This is a genomic window from Mycobacterium sp. NGS15 (genome assembly GCF_059813245.1).
The window spans coordinates 591676-610690 of sequence record NZ_JCALEF010000003.1 but is presented as its reverse complement, the minus strand read 5'-3'; the positions used below and the strand labels follow the sequence as shown (position 1 = coordinate 610690).

The window sequence follows — 19015 nt, the reverse complement described above, 5'->3', positions numbered from 1 at the left end:
GACGGTGGCCCTCCTTCCCATTAGTTTCTGAATCAGATTCAAATACTGGAGGTGTGATGGGCGGCAACCGGCGGGGTGTGGCGTCGCGTGCCGCGCTGCTGGAGGCAGGTCGCGTCGCCTTCAGCGCGCGGCGGTATGGCGAGGTGTCCATCGTGGACCTGGCTCGCTCCTTGGGTGTGGCGGCCGGATCGATCAGTTACCACTTCGGCGGCAAGCGGGGCTTCTACCTGGCGGTGGTCGAGCAGGCGGCCGACGAATTCTGGAGCGATCTCGTCCAGATGCGTGGCCCCGCGCTCGAGCGGTTATCCGAGGGCGTCGGCAAGTTCCTGGACCGCGCGCAGCAGGAGCCGGGCGCCTTCGAAGCCCTGCTTGCCGACGTCGCCGATGCCGAGGTCCGGCGCATTCGTGAACAACATCGGCAGCGTCTGGCGCACGCGCTGGCCGTGGAGATCACGGGAACCGAATCGACACCGGTACTGCGCGCCGCGATCAGTGGCTGCCTCTCGTTCATCGAGGGAATCGTGCTGCATTGGATGCATACCAACGAGATCTCGCGCGATGCGATTCGCGATCTTATTATCGCCAACTTCTTCGGGACCGTGCTCAGCGCCGTGCGGTCGGACCCCGATATCGAACTCACCCAACGGGTCATGGACGCCGTGCTGCCCGACTCGCAACTGCTCTCGGTGTACACCGATATGGCCTCGGAAATTCCGTCAACCACCAGCACCACGTAGCCGAAAGCGCCAACATGTCAATGCTTCTGCCGTCAGGGCCCTCCGCTGTCGTTCATCATCCCATCGCACGCGCCGCCGCATATTTGATCGGGCCGCGCGGATTGCGGAACACCGGTCGGCTGCGCAGTGAGGTTGCCGGAAAGGTTGTCGTCATCACCGGCGCCTCCTACGGGCTTGGCGCTGCCACTGCCGAGCTCCTCGCGCAGGCCGGCGCACGGGTGGTGCTGGCTGCACGGTCCATGGCGCAGCTTCGGCAGGTCGCCGCGGGCATTGCCGAAAAGGGTGGTGAGGCGGCGGTTTACCAGCTCGACTTGACGTCCGAAGAGTCGGTTGCGGAGTTCGCGGAGGCGGTTCTCCACGACTTCGGTGGGGTGGACTATCTCATCCACAATGCCGGTAAGTCGCTCCGGCGCTCGATACATCTGTCCTACGACAGGCCCAAGGATGTCAATGCGACGTCTGGTGCCAACTACGTGGGCCCCATGCGGCTCACCCTGGCGCTGCTGCCCGGGATGCGTGCCCGCGGGACGGGACACATAGTCAACGTGTCGACGGTGGGCGTGATGTTCGGGGTGGTTCCCAAGTGGGGCTTCTACCTGTCGTCCAAGGCAGCCTTCGATGTATGGATGCGGGCGGTCGGTATGGAGGCCCGCGGCGATGGTGTGACCCTGACGACCTTCTATGCGGGCCTGATGCATACCCGGATGAGCGCCCCGAGCCGTTGGATGCGGCTGCTTCCGGGTCAGACCCCGCTCGATGCGGCGCGGGTGATAGCCCGCGCTGTAGTGAAGAAGCCTCGTACGTTGACCCCTGTCTACGGGCACCCCTTCGCGATGTTGGTTCCGCTGCTGCGCTTTCCGATGGAGCCGATTCTCGGGTTCGTCTATCGCCGGTTGGGCGACACCCAAGCGTCCTTGGCCAGGGTCGCTGCCAGCCAACCGGCACCGACCGGTGCCCAGATGGCGCACGAGGTTGGTGCTCATGCCGAATGAGTTCATGCAAAGCCTGCGACAGTGGACTGCCGCCGTACCCGCGGCGCTCACCTCCGGTGCGCTTACCCCGATGGGTCCACGCGCGATAGCCGCACTTACCCGAACCTTTTGGCAGTATGGGCCGACGCCAGCTATGTTGTTAGGAGCCAGTGCAATTCGATTTCCCAGTCGAATCGCACTGATCGACGATTCGGGGCAACTCACGTATCGCCAGCTGCATCGGCGTGCGTCGGCGATTGCCGCCGCTATCTACGCACTGGCGCCATCGGCTCCCGGCTCGGTCGGAATCGTGTGTCGTAACCACCGCGGGTTCATCGAGGCCATGTTGGCCGGTGCTCAGCTCGGTGCGGAGCTGATCTTCATCAATACCGAACTGACTCCCCTGCAGTTGCAAGCGATTCTGCAACGTCACGAACCCGACGTACTGATCTTTGACGACGAATATGCAGCTGCGGTCGAAGAATCGAATTATCAAGGCTTGCGCGTGTTGGCCTGGCACGAAGCTCTTGCCTCAAACGGACAGCTAACGCTGGATGTGCTGGCGGATCAACAGCATCCGATGCCGCCAGCGGTACGCCGCCCCGTCAAACTCACGCTGCTCACGTCCGGCACCACCGGGCTGGCCAAGGGAGTGCCGCGAGCCATCAAACCCCGGCAGCTGGTGCTTATGTGCGTGACCGCGATGGCGACAGTGCGGCTGCGCTCGCGAGACACGGTGCTGGTGGCACCGCCGTTCTTCCACGGATTTGGCTTGGCCGCGCTGCTGGGGCCGATGGCGCTCGGCGGTACTGTGGTGTGCCGAAGGCGATTCGACGCTACACAGGCGATGGAAGATATTGCGCGCAAACATATCACGGTGTTGTTCGCGGTGCCGGTCATGCTGCAGAGGTTGTTGTCCGCGGTGCCGGACGTCGGTCGGCAGGTTACTCAGGAACTGTCCTTGCGAATGATTGTCACGGGAGCGGCGCCGATATCTGCCGCCACGGTTTCCGGTGTGTTGGATGCCTTCGGGCCGATATTGGTGAACGGGTACGGATCGACCGAAGTCGGTGTGGTGGCGATCGCATCTCCCGCGGACCTGATTGCTGCGCCGAATACCACGGGACGCAGGGCACTTGGGGTGTCAGTGCGCATTCTCGGGGACGATCGCAGAGCGGTAAAGGCCGGGGAAACGGGAATGATCTTCGTCCGCGGCGGCCTGGAGTATGAGGGCTACACGCCCGACAAGACGGCGCGCCCCGCTGCGAAGGAAATTATCGACGGCCACGTGAACACCGGTGATATGGGCCATTTCGACTCCGGCGGCAGGTTGTACATAGACGGCCGTTCCGATGACATGATCGTCTCGGGCGGCGAGAACATCTTTCCCGGAGAGGTCGAGGACCGGCTCACCGCGCATCCCGCGGTTGAGGACGCCGTCGTCATCGGAGTACCCGACGAAGAATTTGGGCAAGTGTTGCAGGCCTTCGTGGTTGGGGCGGCCGGGGCCCCGGTCCCCTCGGGCGACGCGCTCAAGGCGCATGTTCGCGAGAGGCTGGAGCGCTACAAGGTTCCGAAGCGATTTATTGTCCTCGACGAGATTCCCCGTAACGCGAGCGGAAAAGTACTTCGTGCACAACTGCATTCGAATGATATCTGTTGATCCGTAACCTACATCCGAGGACAATGATGTCTCAGATCCGCGTGCGCACCCGCCGGGAGCGGAATCAGTTCTACGATCCGCCGTATCTCGACGGGAGCGGCTCCCCCGGTGATCTGCTGCGCGCAGCCCCCATGACAGCGCGGGTTTTTCCCGGCATGGCAATGCCAGCGCGCGCATGGCGCGTGCTCTATCGGTCGGCCACCGCTACGGGCGATCCCATCGCAGTGTCCGGCGTCGTGCTCATTCCGGACACCCCAAAGCCCTTGCGATCAAGGCCTTTACTCGGGTTTGCGCCAGGCACCCAAGGATTGGCACGCTCTGCCACAGTGTCGCGTCTACTCGAACTCGGGGTGGAGTACGAAGCGGGATTCCTGACAGCAGCGGTGCGGCGCGGCTGGGTGGTTGCCGTTACCGACTATCCGGGGCTCGGCACCCCCGGCGTACATCCTTACGTCATCGGCAAAACCAACGGTCGCGCACTTCTCGATGTCATGCGTGCCGCACGCCACTTACCTCAGGCCGACCTTGACATGCACGGTCCGGCAGGCATTTACGGCTATTCGGAAGGCGGCAACTCTGCCGGTTGGGCTGCGCAACTGCAGCCGACCTACGCCCCCGATATTCCGCTGCGTGGCGCGGCCGTTGGGGCGGCCCCGGTGGACTTCCCCGCGCTCGCCACAGATCTGGACGGCGGACTATTCGCCTTTCTCTTGCTGTACGCCGGTATCGGACTTGACAGCGCCTATCCGGACCTGCGCCTGCACACCTATCTCAACCGAGGCGGACAGCTGGTCACTGCGCTACTGCGACGTACCCACATCGTTGCCGCGGTCGTGCTGGGCCTGCTGCTGCCCAAGAAGCGGCAGCGATATCTCTCAGGTGCGGATCCATTCATTGAGCCGGAATGGGTGGCGCGGCTGCATGACAACAGTCTTGGACACATCGCCCCGGATGCGCCGCTCCTGGTGGGCGCCGGGCGGCAAGACCAGGTGATCCCCTATCGCCAGGTCGAGCTGTTGTTGCAGCGCTGGCGTGCTCTCGGTGCCGACGTGCGACAACATCCGATACGCTTCGGTGAACACATCACGGCTGCACCGCAATTCGCCAAAGCCGGATTCACGTTTCTGGCCGAACATTTCGATCAGGCCGAATCACGCGCGTCGTTGAGGGAAAGAGAAGCGGGATGACCGGTGCCCGGCGGCGAGCAGGAGTAGCCATACCGCCCCGACGATGAGCGCAACGCGGGTATCGGCGGTAAAGGCCAGCAGGACCATAACGAACACCAAAAACCCGGTCGCGAACACCTGCAGGTACGGCCAGCCCGGAGCGGGAAAGGTCGAGGCTGATACATCGCTGGTAGCCACCTGTCTCCGGAATCTGAAGTGGGACAATAAGATCATCAGCCAGACAAAGACCGTCGCGAAGGTGGCGATGGAGGCGATCATGACGAAAACACGCTCCTCTATCGCGTAGTTCAGCACCACGCCGACGAGCAGGGCCACCGTCATGACCACGACGGTCATCCACGGGACACCGTTAGGCGAAACCCGCCGCATCATCGCCGGAGCCTGTCCGCGTTGAGCCATCCCGTAAATCATTCGTCCGGCGGCGAAGATATCGCTGTTGATGGCGGACAGTGCCGCCGTCACCACGACGATGTTCAGTACGGTCGCGGCCGATGTGAGCCCCAGACGTTCAAATATCTGAACGAATGGGCTGCTCTGCGCATCAATCGATCGCCAGGGATTCAGGGACATGATGACGGCGAGCGTCAAGACGTAGAAAAGCATGATGCGTACCGGGACTGTATTGATGGCCTGGGGAATCGTGTGCGCCGGGTCCTTGGCCTCCCCCGCGGTGATTCCGATGATCTCGGTGCCGCCGAACGCGAACATCACGATCATGAAGCTGCCTACGAAACCTGCCAGTCCGTGGGGAAAGAATCCCCCGTCATTCCACAAGTTGGCGATACCGTGCTGCTCGCCATGATCGGCGGATGTCCCCCACAGCAGGATCGCGATACCGCCGACGATCATCGCCGCGATGGCGAGTACCTTCACCAGGCTGAGCCAGAATTCAACCTCCCCGAACACCTTGACGCTGAGAAGATTTATCGCGCCGATGAAGAAGATGATCGAGAGGACCCAGATCCAGCGCGGCACGCCCGGGAACCAGAAGCCCATGTACACGCCGAATGCAGTGACGTCGGCCAGGCAGACGACGATCATCTCCAGGGCGTACGTCCAGCCGGTGAGAAAGCCGGCGAGCGGACCGAGGTATTGCGTTGCGTACTCGCCAAACGACCCCGCTACCGGGCTGTGCACTGCCATCTCACCCAGCGACCGCAACACGATGTAGATCACGGCCCCGCCCAGCAGATAAGCCAACAGAACCGAAGGGCCCGCTTGCCTGATCGCTTCGGCCGATCCATAGAACAGGCCTGTCCCAATGGCCGAACCCAATGCGATGAAGCGGATGTGGCGAGCGGAGAGCCCTCGCGTGAGCGTCTCCGACATGCTGTTCACAGGGGCGAACTCCTATCGCGTGGCCACATTCAGGGCTATGGGATAACCGGGAAGTTAGCTGAGTTTAGTTGCTCTGCTGCTGACCGCGGTATTGGAACTGCCCTCCATGTCATGACGCGGGCCGCTCCTTGACGAGAACCCAGATGGTGCGGCCCTCAACTGGCAGAATTGTCGACATGACGAACGATCCTGCTCCGGGTGCGTTCAGCGCCAAAATGGCAGACGTCGCCCGCCGCATGCAACAAGAGCATTCCAGTGTCGAGATGACGCTCAGGTCGATTACCGCCGAAGCCGTCGAGAACGTGCCGGGTGTCGAGCAGGCTGGCATAACATTAGTCACAGGCCGGTACACGCTTGAATCTCGAGCGGCGACGTCGGAGTTGCCGCGCGTACTCGACGGGATTCAGGAGAAGCTTCGGCAGGGGCCATGCGTGCAGGCAGCGTGGGAACACGAGACCGTACATGCTGCGGACCTCTCGCAGTCCACGCCGTGGCCCGATTTCGCGGCCGCAGCAGTCGAACTCGGGGTCCGGTCGATGATGTCGTTCCAACTATTCACATATGGTGAAAACCTTGGGGCCCTGAATCTTTACTCCCGAACGGCGCGGGCGTTTGGTGCGGATTCGTATGATGCCGGCCTCGCCTTGGCCACTCACGCCGCGATCGTGCTGGTCGCTGCGCAACGGGAACAGCAATGGGTTTCGGCCCTCGCCTCGCGCGATGTCATCGGGCAGGCCAAGGGCAAGCTGATGGAGCGGTTCAATATCGATGCCGCACAAGCATTCGTGCTTATCAGGCAGTTGTCTCAAGAAAGCAACACCAAGCTGGTGGATATCGCTCGTGCGATCGTCGAAGACCGTCCCTCACGTTGACCCCGCCGGCAGTCAGACCGTCCGGCACTCCCGTCGTTTTTCATCGATAGGTGCCATGATCTCCTGCAATTCTTGGTTCTGCTGCGGATGGGCGGCGAAGTAGGCCTTGATATTCGACGCGCCGACGGATTCTGGCTGGAGGTAAGCGTCGGTGATCACCTCGTTGGCTTCTGGGTATTTGTCGAAGTACACACTCAGCGCGCTGTCGGTCGCCTGGATTACCTGTGCGACGCTTTCGCGACTGCAGTCTGTCGAAGCGCCCGCAACTGGCGTCTGCGTCACTGCGGTCACTATCGGGATGGTAAGAGCCGCAAGGAGAGTTTTGATTCTCATTCCACGCTCACCTCACTGAGTCGGTCAGGGTATGTTTACGCACCCCACATTGGGGATACATCCGCTTCCGCCGCCGGGTCCGCCGCCGCCTGTGGGTCCGCCGGGGATGCTTCCGGCTCCGCCTTCGGGTCCGCCGCCGCCTGTGGGTCCGCCGGGGATGCTTCCGGCTCCGCCTTCGGGTCCGCCGCCGCCTGTGGGTCCGCCGGGGATGCTTCCGGCTCCGCCAGGCGAGGGCGGAGTCTGTGTGGTGGTGCCGCCGCTAGAAGCAGGGGCATCAGGACCGCAGCCGACTAGTGAAGCGATCAGGGCCATCGAACCGACGGCCACACTCATGGAGTTTCTGGCTTTTGTATGCATGTTCAGTCCGTACCCTGGTTTCGTTTGGTTCAAACCGGGGATTCTCACCGTGTGGACGTTGACCACCCCGAGGACGACCAGCGGTGGAACGAATGGGCCCGCCACGAGACGGTCATGGAGCGGCTCGACCGCAACTGGAGCGGCCTCTTGCAGGAGCTGCGCGTCGTGCAGACCGGTGTGCAGCTCTTAACTGGTTTGCTGCTCACGCTCCCTTTCCAGCAGCGCTTCGACATTCTTGACCGCACCATGCGGATGGTCTATCTCGCCACCGTGGTCTGCTCAGTGGCCTCTACCGTGCTGTTGGTAGCGCCAGTCGGTATGCATCGAGTTTTGTTTCGGCAGCATCGCCTACCGGTGCTGGTTTCTGCCGCACATCGATTGGCATTCGCAGGCTTGCTGTTACTCGGATTGGCCGTGGCGGGCGTCACCGACATCATCTTCGACACCGTTATGGGAGGGCGTGCAGGCATCACGTCGGGGGCCATAGCACTGGCTGCCTTTGGCCTCTGCTGGGTGGTGCTCCCCCTCGCTCTTCGTTCGAGACATCCCGTGAGCGCGCCGCGGAAACATCGACTTTCCTTGTAAAACAACGTAAATAAACAACTTCACATGGTGTGGGGCGACCATGTTTGTCAAACGAATGGCGGGGTACCCGGCGGCAGTCCTTTCCGTGCCGCAAAGGAGACCCTCGTGGACAACAGGCCGAATCCCAAACAAGAACAGCTCGACGCATCTCGGGTGGAACGCGACTCGGGTTATCTCACTACGCAGCAAGGCGTCCGCGTGGATCACACCGACGATGCACTTGCCGCGGGCGTCCGCGGACCGACCTTACTTGAGGACTTCCATGCGCGCGAGAAGGTCACACACTTCGACCACGAGAGGATCCCCGAGCGTGTGGTGCATGCGCGTGGCGCGGGCGCATATGGATACTTCGAGCCATATGACTCTTGGCTTTCGGACTTCACGGCAGCGAAATTCCTCACCACGCCAGGGCTACGCACGCCGGTATTCGTGCGCTTTTCCACCGTGGCAGGTTCTCGCGGTTCGGCAGATACCGTTCGGGACGTGCGCGGTTTTGCGACGAAATTCTATACAGAACAAGGCAATTACGACCTGGTCGGGAACAATTTCCCGGTCTTTTTCATCCAGGACGGCATCAAGTTTCCGGACTTTGTACATGCCGTCAAGCCCGAGCCCGACAACGAGATCCCGCAAGCCGCTTCGGCACATGACACATTGTGGGACTTTGTTTCCCAACAACCGGAGACGCTGCACGCAATCATGTGGTTGATGTCCGATAGAGCACTGCCGCGCAGTTACCGCATGATGCAGGGATTCGGTGTACATACGTTCCGGCTGGTCAACGACGCCGGAGAGGGCGTCTTCGTGAAGTTTCATTGGAAGCCCGTGCTCGGCGTTCATTCCCTGCTGTGGGACGAATGTCAGCAGATCGCAGGCAAGGACCCGGATTACAACCGTCGAGATCTGTGGGACGCCATTGAGGCCGGTCAGTACCCGGAGTGGGAGCTGGGCGTACAACTGGTACCCGAATCAGATGAGTTCAGGTTTCCGTTTGACCTCTTGGACGCGACGAAAATTATTCCAGAGGAACAGGTTCCGGTACAGCCCGTCGGACGCATGGTTCTCGACCAGAACCCAGACAACTTCTTCGCGGAAACAGAACAGGTGGCCTTCCACACGGCGAACGTCGTCCCCGGTATCGACTTCACGAACGATCCGTTGCTTCAGTTCCGGAACTTCTCGTATCTGGATACCCAGCTGATTCGGTTGGGTGGCCCTAATTTCGCCCAGTTGCCGGTGAACAGACCGGTGGCCGAAGTTCGCAACAATCAGCAGGACGGCTTTGCACAACACGATATTCCACAAGGCAAGTCGAGCTATTTCAAGAACAGCCTTGGTGGAGGCTGCCCTGCGCTGGCACACGAGGATGTCTTCCGTCATTACACACAACGCGTCGACGGTCACAAGATCCGCCAGCGTGCCGAGAGCTTCAAGGACTTCTACAGCCAGGCGAGGATGTTCTGGAAGAGCATGTCTGCGATCGAGGCCGAACACATCGTCGCTGCCTTCTCGTTCGAGCTTGGAAAGGTGGGGCCCAATACCGGCATCCGCGCACGTGTGGTGGCAGAACTCAATTTCATCGACCATGACTTGGCTTCGCAAGTGGCGGTACGGCTGGGCCTCCCTGCGCCCGCATTGCAGTCCATTGACGAGACACTTCCCGCCTCGCCGGCGTTGTCCCAGCTCACTACGACACGCGACACCATCGCCACCCGGCGCATCGCGGTATTGGCCGCCGACGGCGTGGATGTACGTGGAGTGGAGCGACTTCGTGCAGCGTTGCGCACGAGCGGTGCCGTTGTCGAGGTCCTCGCGCCAACCGCCGGCGGCGCGCTCAAAGGAGATTCCGGCGGCGATCTTGCCGTCGACCGGGCCATGACCACCATGGCCTCCGTCTTGTACGACGCGGTAATAGTGCCTTCCGGTGGGGAATCTGCCTGGCGGCTCGCACGCAACGGATATGCCGTGCATTTTGTGGCGGAGGCGTACAAGCATCTAAAGCCGATTGCGGCGTTCGGCGCGGGCCTTGACCTACTCCGCGCAGCCTCTGTGGCTGAGGCGCTCGCAACCAGCGCAGACGTAGTGGTGGACGGCGGCGTGGTAACCACGACCGCCGACGACGATGCACTGCCGGCCGAGTTCGTTGCTGCCTTCGCCACTGCGCTTAGCCGGCACCGCGCGTGGGAGCGCGAGACCGATATGGTCCCGGCATAGTTTGGCACGCGTACGAGGTGGGTAATAAGCCAACATGTCTGCCGGAGAACAGGAAAGCCAAGACGACGAGGTGGGCCCAGGCGACACACTGAACGCCAGTGAGTCCACTGATTCCGACGAGTTGCATAACGCCGACGGCGACGAACCTGTGGAGCCGCCTCGGAAGTGGTCGGCCTTCGGAAAATTTGGTCTGGTCGCGTCCGAGGCGGAGGAGGGCGAATCCCTCGACCAGAAGCTGTCGGCCGAGCGCCCGGATATCGATCGCGAAATCGCCGACGACCGGCCAATCGCTGAGGAATAAGCCTGTCAACTTCAGGAAGGGAGCACACCGTGCCAAAGACGACGAGCAAAGGCAAAGCCAAACAAAGTGAATTGCCCGAGACCCTGCGCAGATCGAGCGACAAGGCGCAACGCACGTTTGCAAAGGCGCATGATTCCGCGGTCGAGACGTACGGGGAGGGCGAACACGCTCATCGCGTCGCCTTCGCGGCGCTCAAGCACAGCTTTGAGAAGGTAGGCGACCACTGGGAAGAAAAGGAGTCGCGCGGCCCCTCCGACGAGCGGGCCCGCAGCGGCGGGCCCAATGCGCGTGGAAAGACCGCTGAGGGTGTGGATACCAGTGCAACCAAGGATCATCTGCTCACCATCGCCCGCCGACTCGATATTCGTGGCAGGTCCAGCATGAACAAGAACGACCTCGTCTCAGCGATCGAAAAGGCTAACCGCCGCGAAAGCCGCAAGGGCTAACACAAGGGCTAACAAGCTATCTGGCGAAAGTGGGGCCGACCGAGTTGCCCGAGCCGGTCGGCCCCACTTCTTGCTTCGTCACTACTTGGGGGTGACGGTCTCCCGGAAGGTTCCGTCTCCCTGATTGCGCCACGAGATCTCGCCGTGCTGGAACTCGCTGTCCCATCCTCCCGCGGCGGCACGCGGTCCACCGTCCGTCTCAGATTCGTCGGAAGTCGGGTAGCCGAGCGGACCGGCAGGGCCGCCGTTCTGGTTGTATATCCGCAGGATTTCCCCCTGTACCACATGCGTTCCCGTGGCTACGGAGGAATAGATATTGCCCCGCTCAAAGGTGAAAACCGTTCCATTACCCTGTTGTTCGGGTTTCGCGGTGAGGCGGCCCAACGCGGCTTCACCGCCCGCCCTGGTGAAGGCCTTGGCGACGTCGCCGTCGAGAGTCACCTCCCCGCCGGGAACTTCGTACCGCAGGTCGGGCGCGGCCGCGGCAGACGACATCGCGCTGGTAGCGGACGAAAGACCGCTAGATGCCGCGCTAGCGCCGGATGATGCCGCACTGGAAGCGGTGGACATCGCGTCCTTGGCTTCATCCTTACTGCAGGCGGCGACGCCGCCTGTCGCGATGGCGGCGACCGAGAGCACGGCACCGATTCGGGCGACGACGGGCTGGACCGACTGCCGACGAGTCGCTTTCACGCTTTTGTTCATTATTTCTCCCTAAGGCGCAAGTCACGGACAGTTGTCGGATACCCACCCTGGGAGATTCACAAACACGGTGTTTACCCACATGTGACGGGGGTACGCCCTTGTCGCCAGCCACTCGAGAAAGGAGCACCATGACACTGGCCGCTGACTCCGGAGAACTGACCGGTACCAAGGACAAGAACTACGATCTGATTCGATTCACAAAAGACTGCCTGGAAAACGCGCTGCGGTTGCAGACGTTCATCACCGATGCGGAACGCGAGAGCGACACCGAGGTGGTGCAGCTGTTCCGCAAGGCCCAAGCGGACAGTCGTAAGGGCGCGGAACTAGCAAAGAGCCTCTTGGCTAGTCGACTGTGAGGTGGCGTGGCCCCTCCGGTCGTAGGCAAAGGCACGGAGGGGCCACGGGCCCCTATTGAGGACGGCATCCTGCGTACAACCTTTCATGAGCAGCTGACAGCGCTCGCAGCGGACTCGGCGCAGATGTGCGGCGGCGCCGCTGAGATCAATACTGCCGCAGCGTGTTTGCTGTTCAGCGATGACAAATCCTCGAGTGGGGCGCTGCATAGATCACTGCGTGCGGTGAGCAGAGCGGGCCGCTCCATCAGCGGTCAGGCGTTTTCATTACTTGCCCTACAGGCGCCGGTCGCCAGTGAACTCAGGGCAATCGTGGCCACGCTTCACATAGTCCGGGACATCGATCGAATGGCCGGACTAGCGGCCAATGTGGCCCGCATCGCGGTGCGCGAGGAACCTCAAGCGATCGTGCCCTTGGAAGTTCGCGAGATGTTGCGTGAAATGAGTTTAGCGGCAACTGAATCTGCGTACGGGGCGCAGCGGGCCATCGAGCGCAGTGATCCGGCTTCCGCGCAGCGGATGCGTCAGGCCGACAGCAGGATGAACATCCTCCATCGACAGTTGTTCGAGGTGATGATGCGGCCCGACTGGCCGCATCCGTCCTTTGTTGCGGCCGACGTGGTGTTGGTGGGCCGGTTCTATGAACGTTTCGCAGACCATGCTGTCGACATCGCCGGCCATGTCTATTTCCAAGTGACCGGAGACCACGTGTCCGTATTGGAGCCAGTCAAACCCACACTGAGAAGGGCAGAACTATGAGCCAGACTGTTGCCGATTTCATCGTGAGCCGACTTCGTCAATGGGATGTGGACGAGATTTTCGGCTATCCGGGCGACGGGATCAACGGGCTCCTCGGTGCGCTGGAAAGGGCCGGGAATCAGCCCATGTTCGTGCAGACCCGCCACGAGGAGATGGCGGCGTTCGCCGCCACGGGGTACGCCAAGTTTTCGGGAAAAACGGGTGTGTGTACCGCTACCTCGGGGCCGGGTGCCATACATCTGCTGAACGGCCTCTACGACGCCAAGCTCGATCGCGTGCCGGTGGTTGCGATCGTGGGCCAGGCTGCGCGATCCACGATGGGGAGTAGATATCAGCAGGAGGTGGACCTGCAGACCCTATTAAGCGATGTGGCCTGTGATTATGCGGTCGAAGTCAACGTCGCCAGTCAATTGCCGGTGGTGCTTGACCGGGCGTTTCGGACGGCGATGTCGAGCCGGGCGCCTGCCGTGGTGATCGTCCCTTCGGATTTACAACTGCAGGAGTATGAGCCGCCCGGACACACTTTCAAGGAGGTGCCGTCAAGTGATCCGTGCGATGCCGTCGGCACATTGGAACCCACGGTGGAGGCAGTACAGCGAGTGTCGGAGATCCTGAACGATGGCGCCAGGGTGGCCATTCTCATCGGGCAGGGTGCACGCGACGCGGTGCAGGAAGTCGCTGAAGTAGCGAGACTGACCGGCGCAGGGATCGCCAAGGCCCTACTCGGTAAGGATGTGCTTTCCGACGACCTGCCTTATGTCACTGGTTCAATCGGTCTGCTGGGCACCCGCCCGAGTTATGAGCTGATGCGCGACTGCGACACCTTGCTCATCGTCGGTTCGAACTTTCCGTACAGCGAGTACCTTCCCGAATTCGGCACGGCGCGCGCGGTCCAGATCGATGTGGACGGTGCCACTGTCGGCATGCGATACCCCACAGAAATCAACATCGTCGCCGATGCCAAGGCGACGCTGGCGGCTTTGATTCCGCACCTGGACTACAAAACCGATCGCAGCTGGCAGGAGAGTATCGAGACGGGGGCGCGGCGCTGGTGGTCGATCGTCGAAGAGCAGAGCATGTTGTCGGCCAACGCGATCAACCCCATGCGGGTGGTCTGGGAGTTGTCATCTCGGCTGCCCCGCAATGTCATTGTGACGGCGGACTCGGGATCGTCGACAACCTGGTATGCGCGTTGCTTGCGTTTCGGCGAGAATATGAGAGGTTCCCTTTCGGGGACCTTGGCGACGATGGGATGTGCTGTGCCCTACGGTATCGGCGCCAAATTCGCGCACCCCGACCGTCCGGTGATCGCCCTCGTCGGTGACGGGGCCATGCAGATGAATGGGCTTACCGAGCTGCTCACCATCGCTCAGTACTGGGACAAATGGTACGACCAGCCGTTTGTTGTATGTGTATTCCATAACGGCGACCTGAACCAGGTGACCTGGGAAATGCGTGCTATGGCAGGTGTGCCGAAATTCGAAGCTTCGCAATCACTTCCGGAAGTCTCATATGCTGATATCGCAAAGGCCATGGGCTGGAACGGTATCACCGTAGAGTCTGACGATGATGTTGCCGCCGCCTGGGAAAAGGCTTTGGAAACAAAGGGTTTAACATTGCTGGATATGCACTGCGACCCCGAGGTCCCGCCGCTTCCGCCGCATGTGGACTACGAACAGTTAAAGAATGTGAGTCGAGCCGTACTTAGCGGTGACCCGAATGCATGGCGCCTGTTTTCTCAGGGGGTGAGGGCCAAGGCGCGTGAATTCACCGCAGGCCGCTAGCGGTGTGCGACTACCTTAATGGATTCCAAAGTTGGATCCGCTGGGTCGGGCAGCGTCATTCCTGCGTGAACGCCTGAACGCAGGTAGTCGAGCACCGGTGTAGTCAGCCGCTCCCCCGGTACGACGACCGGGACACCCGGTGGATACGGTGTAACCTGTTCGGCGGCAATGCGGTCGGCCGCATCGTCGGTGGCAATGGTCTCTGTGGGACCAAAGAACGCGTCTCGGGGCAGCATCGCGTTCTCCAGCTGAAACTGCTCGGGAGACGGAAGATGCAAGGCCGGTGCGGTTGGAAATTCTTCGGCGGCAGCTCGCCACGCGGAAAGTGATCCCAAGAGTCGTTCTACCGTCAGCTCCCGGTCTGCGAATGAGATCGTCGCCAGGAAACGACGGTGGTCGCTCATCCCCAGATCCAGTTGCTTGTGTTCGCGCAGCCAGTCCGCCGCCTGGTAGCCCGATGTTCCGGTACCTGAGACATCCACCAGTACCTGAAGGCGATCCAGGTCGTGGGAGGCTTCGACACCCAGTAACTGTTCTTCCAGCACTTCCACGCCCGGGATACGCGCCACCTCGGAGCGCACCATGGTGGCCAAAGCTATTGCCTTGGAGAATAATTCATGGCCGTGTTCCACCATTTGGCGACGCCAGCCGTCCATCGCCGCGTAGATCATCACGTTGGGACTGGTGGTCATGAGCAGGTCCGCGCAGGCAGACAGGCGTGTGGGGTCGACCAGGTCGCCTTGCAGATGGAACACCGAACCTTGCTCAAAACCCGCTCCCATCTTGTGCACACTCACGACGCATACATCGGCGCCCGCATCCATTGCCCACGTGGGCAGCTCCTCATGGAACGGCAAATGCGCCCCCCAGGCTTCATCGACTATCAGTGGCTTCCCGCGACGATGACATACTTCGGCGATCCCTCCGATGTCCGCGCACGTACCGTACGGGCTGGGGCTGACGATTAATGCGCCTGCCGCATCGGAATGCTGTTGCCACGCCTCCTCCACCTGCTGCGGGGAGGGCGGATGCGAGATGTGTCGCCGGGCGTCCCAGCGAGGGGTAATCCACCGTGGCTGCACACCGGAAAAGATCAGCCCCGCGACGATCGACTTATGACTGTCGCGTCCCACTAACAGCCCGCCGTCGTGTCCTCCCGCGACCGCCATCATCGCGGCTTTGACGGAAAGTGAGCTCCCACAGGTGGAAAAGAACGCGCAGGAAGCGCCTACGGCGTCCGCCATCAATTCCTCGGCCCGAGCCAGGTAGTGCCCGGAAGAGCTTCTGTCATCCAGGCCGCCGTTGGAGAGAAGGTCGCACCGGAACGGATCCATGCCCAGAATTCCGGTAACACGGGCGTCCGCTCCGCGTCCCTGTCTGTGACCCGGTGGCGTAAATCCGTAGCGATCGTCTCGGTGGTACCGGTCCACCGCGTCCAGGAGAGGTGTCTGACTGTGGTCCATTCAGAATCCTTCCGGTAGCCCATTGCCGATGTACTGCAGACCCGCAGCGTGGACAACTGCCGGGTCGAGTGAGTTGCGAGTGTCTACGACGATCGCCGTGGGCGCGCCGCGTGCGATGGCCACCCAGTCCAGCTCCGCAAACTGTGGCCATTCGGTCAATACCACGATGGCGTCCGCGGATCGGGTTGCGCGATAAGGGTCGTCAATACCGATTACGCCAGCGGAGCGCAAAACTGTCGGATCGAACGACGCCATCTGTGGGTCGTATCCGTTTATCTGCATTCCGGACTTGGCCAGCTGGGTGCAGATGGCAAGTGCGGGAGAATCCCGGGTGTCGCTGGTGGCGGCCTTGAAGGTGAGTCCTAGGGCGGTCACCCGGGCCGCTCCAGTAGCATCGCCCAGAACGGCGCTCAACACCGCGGCCAGCCGCTTGCCTTGCGCCGTGTTGGTCTCCCGTGCGGCTTCTACCTCGGCGAGACGTAGCCCACATTTGTGCGCTGAATGAACAAGTGCTGCAGTGTCTTTCGGTAGACACGAGCCTCCCCATCCGGGGCCGGGGGCAAGGAAGGCCGCGCCGATACGGGTGTCGGCACCCATACACGCTGTGACATCATGGATGTTGGCGCCCACACGCGCGCACAGTTCGGCCAGCGAGTTGGTGTAGGACAGTTTGACCGCCAGAAACGCGTTGCTGGCATACTTTGCCAATTCGGCGCTCTCCGGCGCCATGCGTAGCACCGGCCCGCACCCCTCATACACATCGGCTACCAGTGACGCCTCGTTTTCTTCACTCGTCCCGACGACGACCCGATCGGGATGGCGGCAGTCGGCCACGGCCCGGCCCTCGCGCAGAAACTCCGGAACCGAGGCCACGTGAATGCCGGTTCCGTCCAGCCGTTGTGTCAATTCTCGCGTGGTGCCCACCGGCACAGTGGATTTAAGGGCGATCAAGGCGTTCGGACGTAGTACGGACCTCAGCCTGTCGATGGCGTCGGTCACCGCGCTCAGATCTGCGGCACCGTCGTCTCCGCTGGGCGTCGGCACACATACGAATACCGCATCACGGTCCGACAACACGTGGTAGTCGCAGTGGAAAGTCAGCAGCCGCCGGTCCAGGCCTGCGCGTAGGAGCTCGCCCAGCTCGGGTTCATCGATGACGGGGCGGCCCTCGTTGAGTTCATGGATCTTGTACTCATCAATGTCAATTGCCACCGTGTCGTGGCCTCGCTCGGCCAGACACACGGCGGTGGTCAGTCCTACGTATCCGAGGCCCACGACACCCACCCGAATAGCTCGGCTCATGACACCTCCTCGAGTTTGGTCCGTGCAGCCTCAAGGACACGGTGGACCGTGATCAGCAGTAGGCCGGCATCCGTCGTGGTGGCGTGGGGATCCCCTCGGTTTCCCGCCCACAATGCGGTATGACGTGTGCTTTCACGGGGCCCCCAGCTTGCCGGCGGGGTGGGGCCGAACAGCAATACCGAGGACGTGTCCGTCGCCGTGGCCAGATGCCCCACCCCCGTGTCACCGCAGATCAAAAGTTTGCAATCGCTGATGAGGGCGGTGAGTTCGCTAAGCGTCATGGTCCCGGCGCACACGGACGACTCCGATAATCCCGCCTCGTGCGCGACTTGGTACGCAAGATCGCGTTCAGCATGAGACCCGGTGATGACAATTTCGTGGCCCTCGTCCCTCAAGCTACGGGCCACTGCCGCAAACCGTTCAGCAGGCCAGCGCCGCGCGATCGAGGCCGCGCCTGGGTGAATGACCACCGCACCGGAACGGTCGGGGTATCCCGGTGGCCGGTCGATATGGAGATCGTCTTCACGGCAATGGATTCCGGCAGACCCCAACAGGGCGCACCACCGGTCGACCTCATGCAGGTCTCGCCGCCAGGGTGGTCCGGCCACCTCGGGGAATTCTTTGTTGCGATGCGACAGAAGGGATTTGGGATGCAGTTTGTTCAGATAGGCGATGCTTTGAGGTCCTTGTCCGTGCATGTTCACCGCCAGGCAGGGCGGCCGGCCGACCCCACGGATAGGCCCGAGTCCGGCAAGGGGCAACAGCTCGTCGACTGCCTTCGTGAGATCAATGACCTCTCGAAACCTCTCGGGTGCCGCAAGCGTCAGACGAGCACGGGGAAAGCGGCGGCGCAGGGCACGCAGCGCGGGGATACCGGTGAGCAGGTCACCTAGCCCCAGCGCCCTGAGCACCAGGATGTGGTGCGGCGCGCTCGGCAGGCAGGTGGCTAGGGCCACGATGCCTCCTCGGAGGAACACATCACCAACTCACGCAGTTCGCAACCCGGTGGCTGAGTGAAGGCCGTCAGAACCATCTCGGCGATCTGCTCCGGTTGGGCGAGCTTGGCGGTCGACGGCGGACGGTACTGGGGACTACGTCCGTCGAAGAACGGTGTGTCCATGCCCCCCGGTATGAGCAGGGTGACGCCGACATCGCCGGCCAGCTCCGCGGCCAGCGCGCGCGTGAAACCAACCACCCCGAACTTGGACGCACAGTAGGCCGTGGCGTCACTGACCGCCTTGATACCCAGTGTGGAGGCGCAGGTGACAATGCGCCCGTTGCCCGCGCGCAGATATGGCAGAGCCGCACGGACGACGGCCGCCGTACCTACGAGATTGACCCGGACGACCTCTTCCCACTGTTCGGCGGGTACGTCCTCGAGCCTGCCGCAGGAATCGATGCCCGCAGCCGTGAAGACGCCCTCGAACCGGCCTCCGGCGATACCGGCCAGTTCGGTGACCGCCTTTTCCACCGCTTCGGTATCGGCCAGGTCCGCACAGACATGTGTGACGTCATCGGATGGCGGATTCTTGTCGATCACCAATGGTGTTGCGCCGCCACGCATGACGGCATTCACGGTAGCGGCGCCGAGTCCAGAGGCACCGCCGGTGATCACGTAACTGTTTGTCCTCGGCAAAACTGCCAT

The 19015-nt window shown here is 62.0% G+C and carries 20 protein-coding genes; 12 read left to right on the top strand and 8 right to left on the bottom strand.

Features of this window, described 5'->3' with window-relative positions; translation table 11 throughout:
* The first annotated feature begins 56 nt into the window (after positions 1-56).
* The 4 genes from AC5Y5C_RS10675 to AC5Y5C_RS10660 are packed head-to-tail and all read left to right on the top strand — an operon-like array spanning position 57 to position 4558.
* A complete protein-coding gene (locus tag AC5Y5C_RS10675) occupies positions 57-737 on the top strand; it encodes a TetR/AcrR family transcriptional regulator (RefSeq protein ID WP_499971620.1) in 681 nt (226 codons plus the stop codon).
* A gap of 14 nt (positions 738-751) precedes the next feature.
* Positions 752-1729: an SDR family NAD(P)-dependent oxidoreductase gene (locus AC5Y5C_RS10670; protein WP_499971618.1), complete on the top strand. Its 978-nt coding sequence runs from the start codon at positions 752-754 to the stop codon at positions 1727-1729.
* Positions 1719-3371 carry an AMP-binding protein gene (locus tag AC5Y5C_RS10665; RefSeq protein WP_499971616.1) on the top strand — a complete coding sequence of 551 codons (1653 nt, stop codon included), beginning with the start codon at positions 1719-1721 and terminating at the stop codon, positions 3369-3371. Before AC5Y5C_RS10670 ends, AC5Y5C_RS10665 begins: the two co-directional genes overlap by 11 nt.
* A gap of 26 nt (positions 3372-3397) precedes the next feature.
* Positions 3398-4558, top strand: coding sequence for a lipase family protein (locus AC5Y5C_RS10660; protein WP_499971614.1), 1161 nt, complete (start codon positions 3398-3400; stop codon positions 4556-4558).
* On the opposite strand, the gene AC5Y5C_RS10655 is transcribed toward AC5Y5C_RS10660, so the two are convergent.
* Complete coding sequence (locus AC5Y5C_RS10655; protein ID WP_499971895.1) at positions 4523-5887, bottom strand: amino acid permease; 1365 nt, start codon at positions 5885-5887, stop codon at positions 4523-4525. The two genes, AC5Y5C_RS10660 and AC5Y5C_RS10655, sit on opposite strands and share 36 nt — an antisense overlap.
* Before the next feature lie 185 nt (positions 5888-6072).
* Between AC5Y5C_RS10655 and AC5Y5C_RS10650 the strand changes: the two genes are divergently transcribed.
* Entirely contained in the window at positions 6073-6768 is a 696-nt protein-coding gene (locus AC5Y5C_RS10650) for a GAF and ANTAR domain-containing protein (RefSeq protein WP_499971612.1), read from the top strand.
* Positions 6769-6780: 12 nt separating this feature from the next.
* Here AC5Y5C_RS10650 and AC5Y5C_RS10645 read toward each other — a convergent pair whose 3' ends face one another.
* Entirely contained in the window at positions 6781-7101 is a 321-nt protein-coding gene (locus AC5Y5C_RS10645; RefSeq protein WP_499971610.1) for a hemophore-related protein, read from the bottom strand.
* 24 nt (positions 7102-7125) lie between these two features.
* Positions 7126-7458 (bottom strand): hypothetical protein, encoded by a 333-nt coding sequence (locus AC5Y5C_RS10640; protein ID WP_499971608.1) that lies wholly within the window; start codon positions 7456-7458, stop codon positions 7126-7128.
* 51 nt (positions 7459-7509) lie between these two features.
* Between AC5Y5C_RS10640 and AC5Y5C_RS10635 the strand changes: the two genes are divergently transcribed.
* From AC5Y5C_RS10635 to AC5Y5C_RS10620, 4 genes are all read left to right on the top strand, one after another.
* Positions 7510-8043, top strand: coding sequence for a DUF6328 family protein (locus AC5Y5C_RS10635; RefSeq protein ID WP_499971606.1), 534 nt, complete (start codon positions 7510-7512; stop codon positions 8041-8043).
* 105 nt (positions 8044-8148) lie between these two features.
* Positions 8149-10257: a catalase gene (locus AC5Y5C_RS10630; RefSeq protein ID WP_499971603.1), complete on the top strand. Its 2109-nt coding sequence runs from the start codon at positions 8149-8151 to the stop codon at positions 10255-10257.
* 34 nt (positions 10258-10291) lie between these two features.
* Positions 10292-10558 (top strand): hypothetical protein, encoded by a 267-nt coding sequence (locus tag AC5Y5C_RS10625; RefSeq protein ID WP_499971600.1) that lies wholly within the window; start codon positions 10292-10294, stop codon positions 10556-10558.
* A gap of 29 nt (positions 10559-10587) precedes the next feature.
* Positions 10588-11004: a ChaB family protein gene (locus AC5Y5C_RS10620; protein ID WP_499971598.1), complete on the top strand. Its 417-nt coding sequence runs from the start codon at positions 10588-10590 to the stop codon at positions 11002-11004.
* Positions 11005-11085: 81 nt separating this feature from the next.
* On the opposite strand, the gene AC5Y5C_RS10615 is transcribed toward AC5Y5C_RS10620, so the two are convergent.
* Positions 11086-11709, bottom strand: coding sequence for an LGFP repeat-containing protein (locus AC5Y5C_RS10615; RefSeq protein ID WP_499971596.1), 624 nt, complete (start codon positions 11707-11709; stop codon positions 11086-11088).
* 128 nt (positions 11710-11837) lie between these two features.
* On the opposite strand from AC5Y5C_RS10615, the gene AC5Y5C_RS10610 reads away from it, so the two are divergent.
* The 3 genes from AC5Y5C_RS10610 (at position 11838) to AC5Y5C_RS10600 (ending at position 14605) form a co-directional block, all read left to right on the top strand.
* On the top strand, positions 11838-12065 hold the full coding sequence (locus AC5Y5C_RS10610; RefSeq protein WP_070912626.1) for a hypothetical protein: 228 nt from the start codon (positions 11838-11840) through the stop codon (positions 12063-12065).
* A 144-nt stretch (positions 12066-12209) separates the two neighbouring features.
* Positions 12210-12821 (top strand): phosphate signaling complex PhoU family protein, encoded by a 612-nt coding sequence (locus tag AC5Y5C_RS10605; protein WP_499971893.1) that lies wholly within the window; start codon positions 12210-12212, stop codon positions 12819-12821.
* The gene (locus AC5Y5C_RS10600) at positions 12818-14605 is read left to right on the top strand and encodes a thiamine pyrophosphate-requiring protein (protein WP_499971592.1); all 1788 of its coding nucleotides are present in this window, start codon (positions 12818-12820) and stop codon (positions 14603-14605) included. The genes AC5Y5C_RS10605 and AC5Y5C_RS10600 overlap by 4 nt, the downstream gene beginning before the upstream one ends.
* On the opposite strand, the gene AC5Y5C_RS10595 is transcribed toward AC5Y5C_RS10600, so the two are convergent.
* The 4 genes from AC5Y5C_RS10595 to AC5Y5C_RS10580 are packed head-to-tail and all read right to left on the bottom strand — an operon-like array spanning position 14602 to position 19015.
* Positions 14602-16068: an aminotransferase class I/II-fold pyridoxal phosphate-dependent enzyme gene (locus AC5Y5C_RS10595; protein ID WP_499971589.1), complete on the bottom strand. Its 1467-nt coding sequence runs from the start codon at positions 16066-16068 to the stop codon at positions 14602-14604. The two genes, AC5Y5C_RS10600 and AC5Y5C_RS10595, sit on opposite strands and share 4 nt — an antisense overlap.
* A complete protein-coding gene (locus AC5Y5C_RS10590; protein WP_499971586.1) occupies positions 16069-17370 on the bottom strand; it encodes a UDP-glucose dehydrogenase family protein in 1302 nt (433 codons plus the stop codon).
* Positions 17367-18326, bottom strand: a complete 960-nt coding sequence (locus AC5Y5C_RS10585; protein ID WP_499971583.1) for a glycosyltransferase family 9 protein — start codon at positions 18324-18326, stop codon at positions 17367-17369. The genes AC5Y5C_RS10590 and AC5Y5C_RS10585 overlap by 4 nt, the downstream gene beginning before the upstream one ends.
* On the bottom strand, positions 18317-19015 hold the full coding sequence (locus AC5Y5C_RS10580; protein WP_499971581.1) for an SDR family oxidoreductase: 699 nt from the start codon (positions 19013-19015) through the stop codon (positions 18317-18319). The genes AC5Y5C_RS10585 and AC5Y5C_RS10580 overlap by 10 nt, the downstream gene beginning before the upstream one ends.

Excerpts from the sequence above, each read along its gene's own strand:
- AC5Y5C_RS10670 (WP_499971618.1), top strand. The coding sequence starts at position 752 with ATGTCAATGCTTCTGCCGTCAGGGCCCTCCGCTGTCGTTCATCATCCC.
- AC5Y5C_RS10640 (WP_499971608.1), bottom strand. The coding sequence starts at position 7,458 with ATGCATACAAAAGCCAGAAACTCCATGAGTGTGGCCGTCGGTTCGATG.
- AC5Y5C_RS10610 (WP_070912626.1), top strand. The coding sequence starts at position 11,838 with ATGACACTGGCCGCTGACTCCGGAGAACTGACCGGTACCAAGGACAAG.
- AC5Y5C_RS10650 (WP_499971612.1), top strand. The coding sequence starts at position 6,073 with ATGACGAACGATCCTGCTCCGGGTGCGTTCAGCGCCAAAATGGCAGAC.
- AC5Y5C_RS10625 (WP_499971600.1), top strand. The coding sequence starts at position 10,292 with ATGTCTGCCGGAGAACAGGAAAGCCAAGACGACGAGGTGGGCCCAGGC.
- AC5Y5C_RS10580 (WP_499971581.1), bottom strand. The coding sequence starts at position 19,015 with ATGGCAGTTTTGCCGAGGACAAACAGTTACGTGATCACCGGCGGTGCC.
- AC5Y5C_RS10595 (WP_499971589.1), bottom strand. The coding sequence starts at position 16,068 with ATGGACCACAGTCAGACACCTCTCCTGGACGCGGTGGACCGGTACCAC.
- AC5Y5C_RS10590 (WP_499971586.1), bottom strand. The coding sequence starts at position 17,370 with ATGAGCCGAGCTATTCGGGTGGGTGTCGTGGGCCTCGGATACGTAGGA.
- AC5Y5C_RS10665 (WP_499971616.1), top strand. The coding sequence starts at position 1,719 with ATGCCGAATGAGTTCATGCAAAGCCTGCGACAGTGGACTGCCGCCGTA.
- AC5Y5C_RS10675 (WP_499971620.1), top strand. The coding sequence starts at position 57 with ATGGGCGGCAACCGGCGGGGTGTGGCGTCGCGTGCCGCGCTGCTGGAG.
- AC5Y5C_RS10645 (WP_499971610.1), bottom strand. The coding sequence starts at position 7,101 with ATGAGAATCAAAACTCTCCTTGCGGCTCTTACCATCCCGATAGTGACC.
- AC5Y5C_RS10660 (WP_499971614.1), top strand. The coding sequence starts at position 3,398 with ATGTCTCAGATCCGCGTGCGCACCCGCCGGGAGCGGAATCAGTTCTAC.
- AC5Y5C_RS10655 (WP_499971895.1), bottom strand. The coding sequence starts at position 5,887 with ATGTCGGAGACGCTCACGCGAGGGCTCTCCGCTCGCCACATCCGCTTC.
- AC5Y5C_RS10615 (WP_499971596.1), bottom strand. The coding sequence starts at position 11,709 with ATGAACAAAAGCGTGAAAGCGACTCGTCGGCAGTCGGTCCAGCCCGTC.
- AC5Y5C_RS10600 (WP_499971592.1), top strand. The coding sequence starts at position 12,818 with ATGAGCCAGACTGTTGCCGATTTCATCGTGAGCCGACTTCGTCAATGG.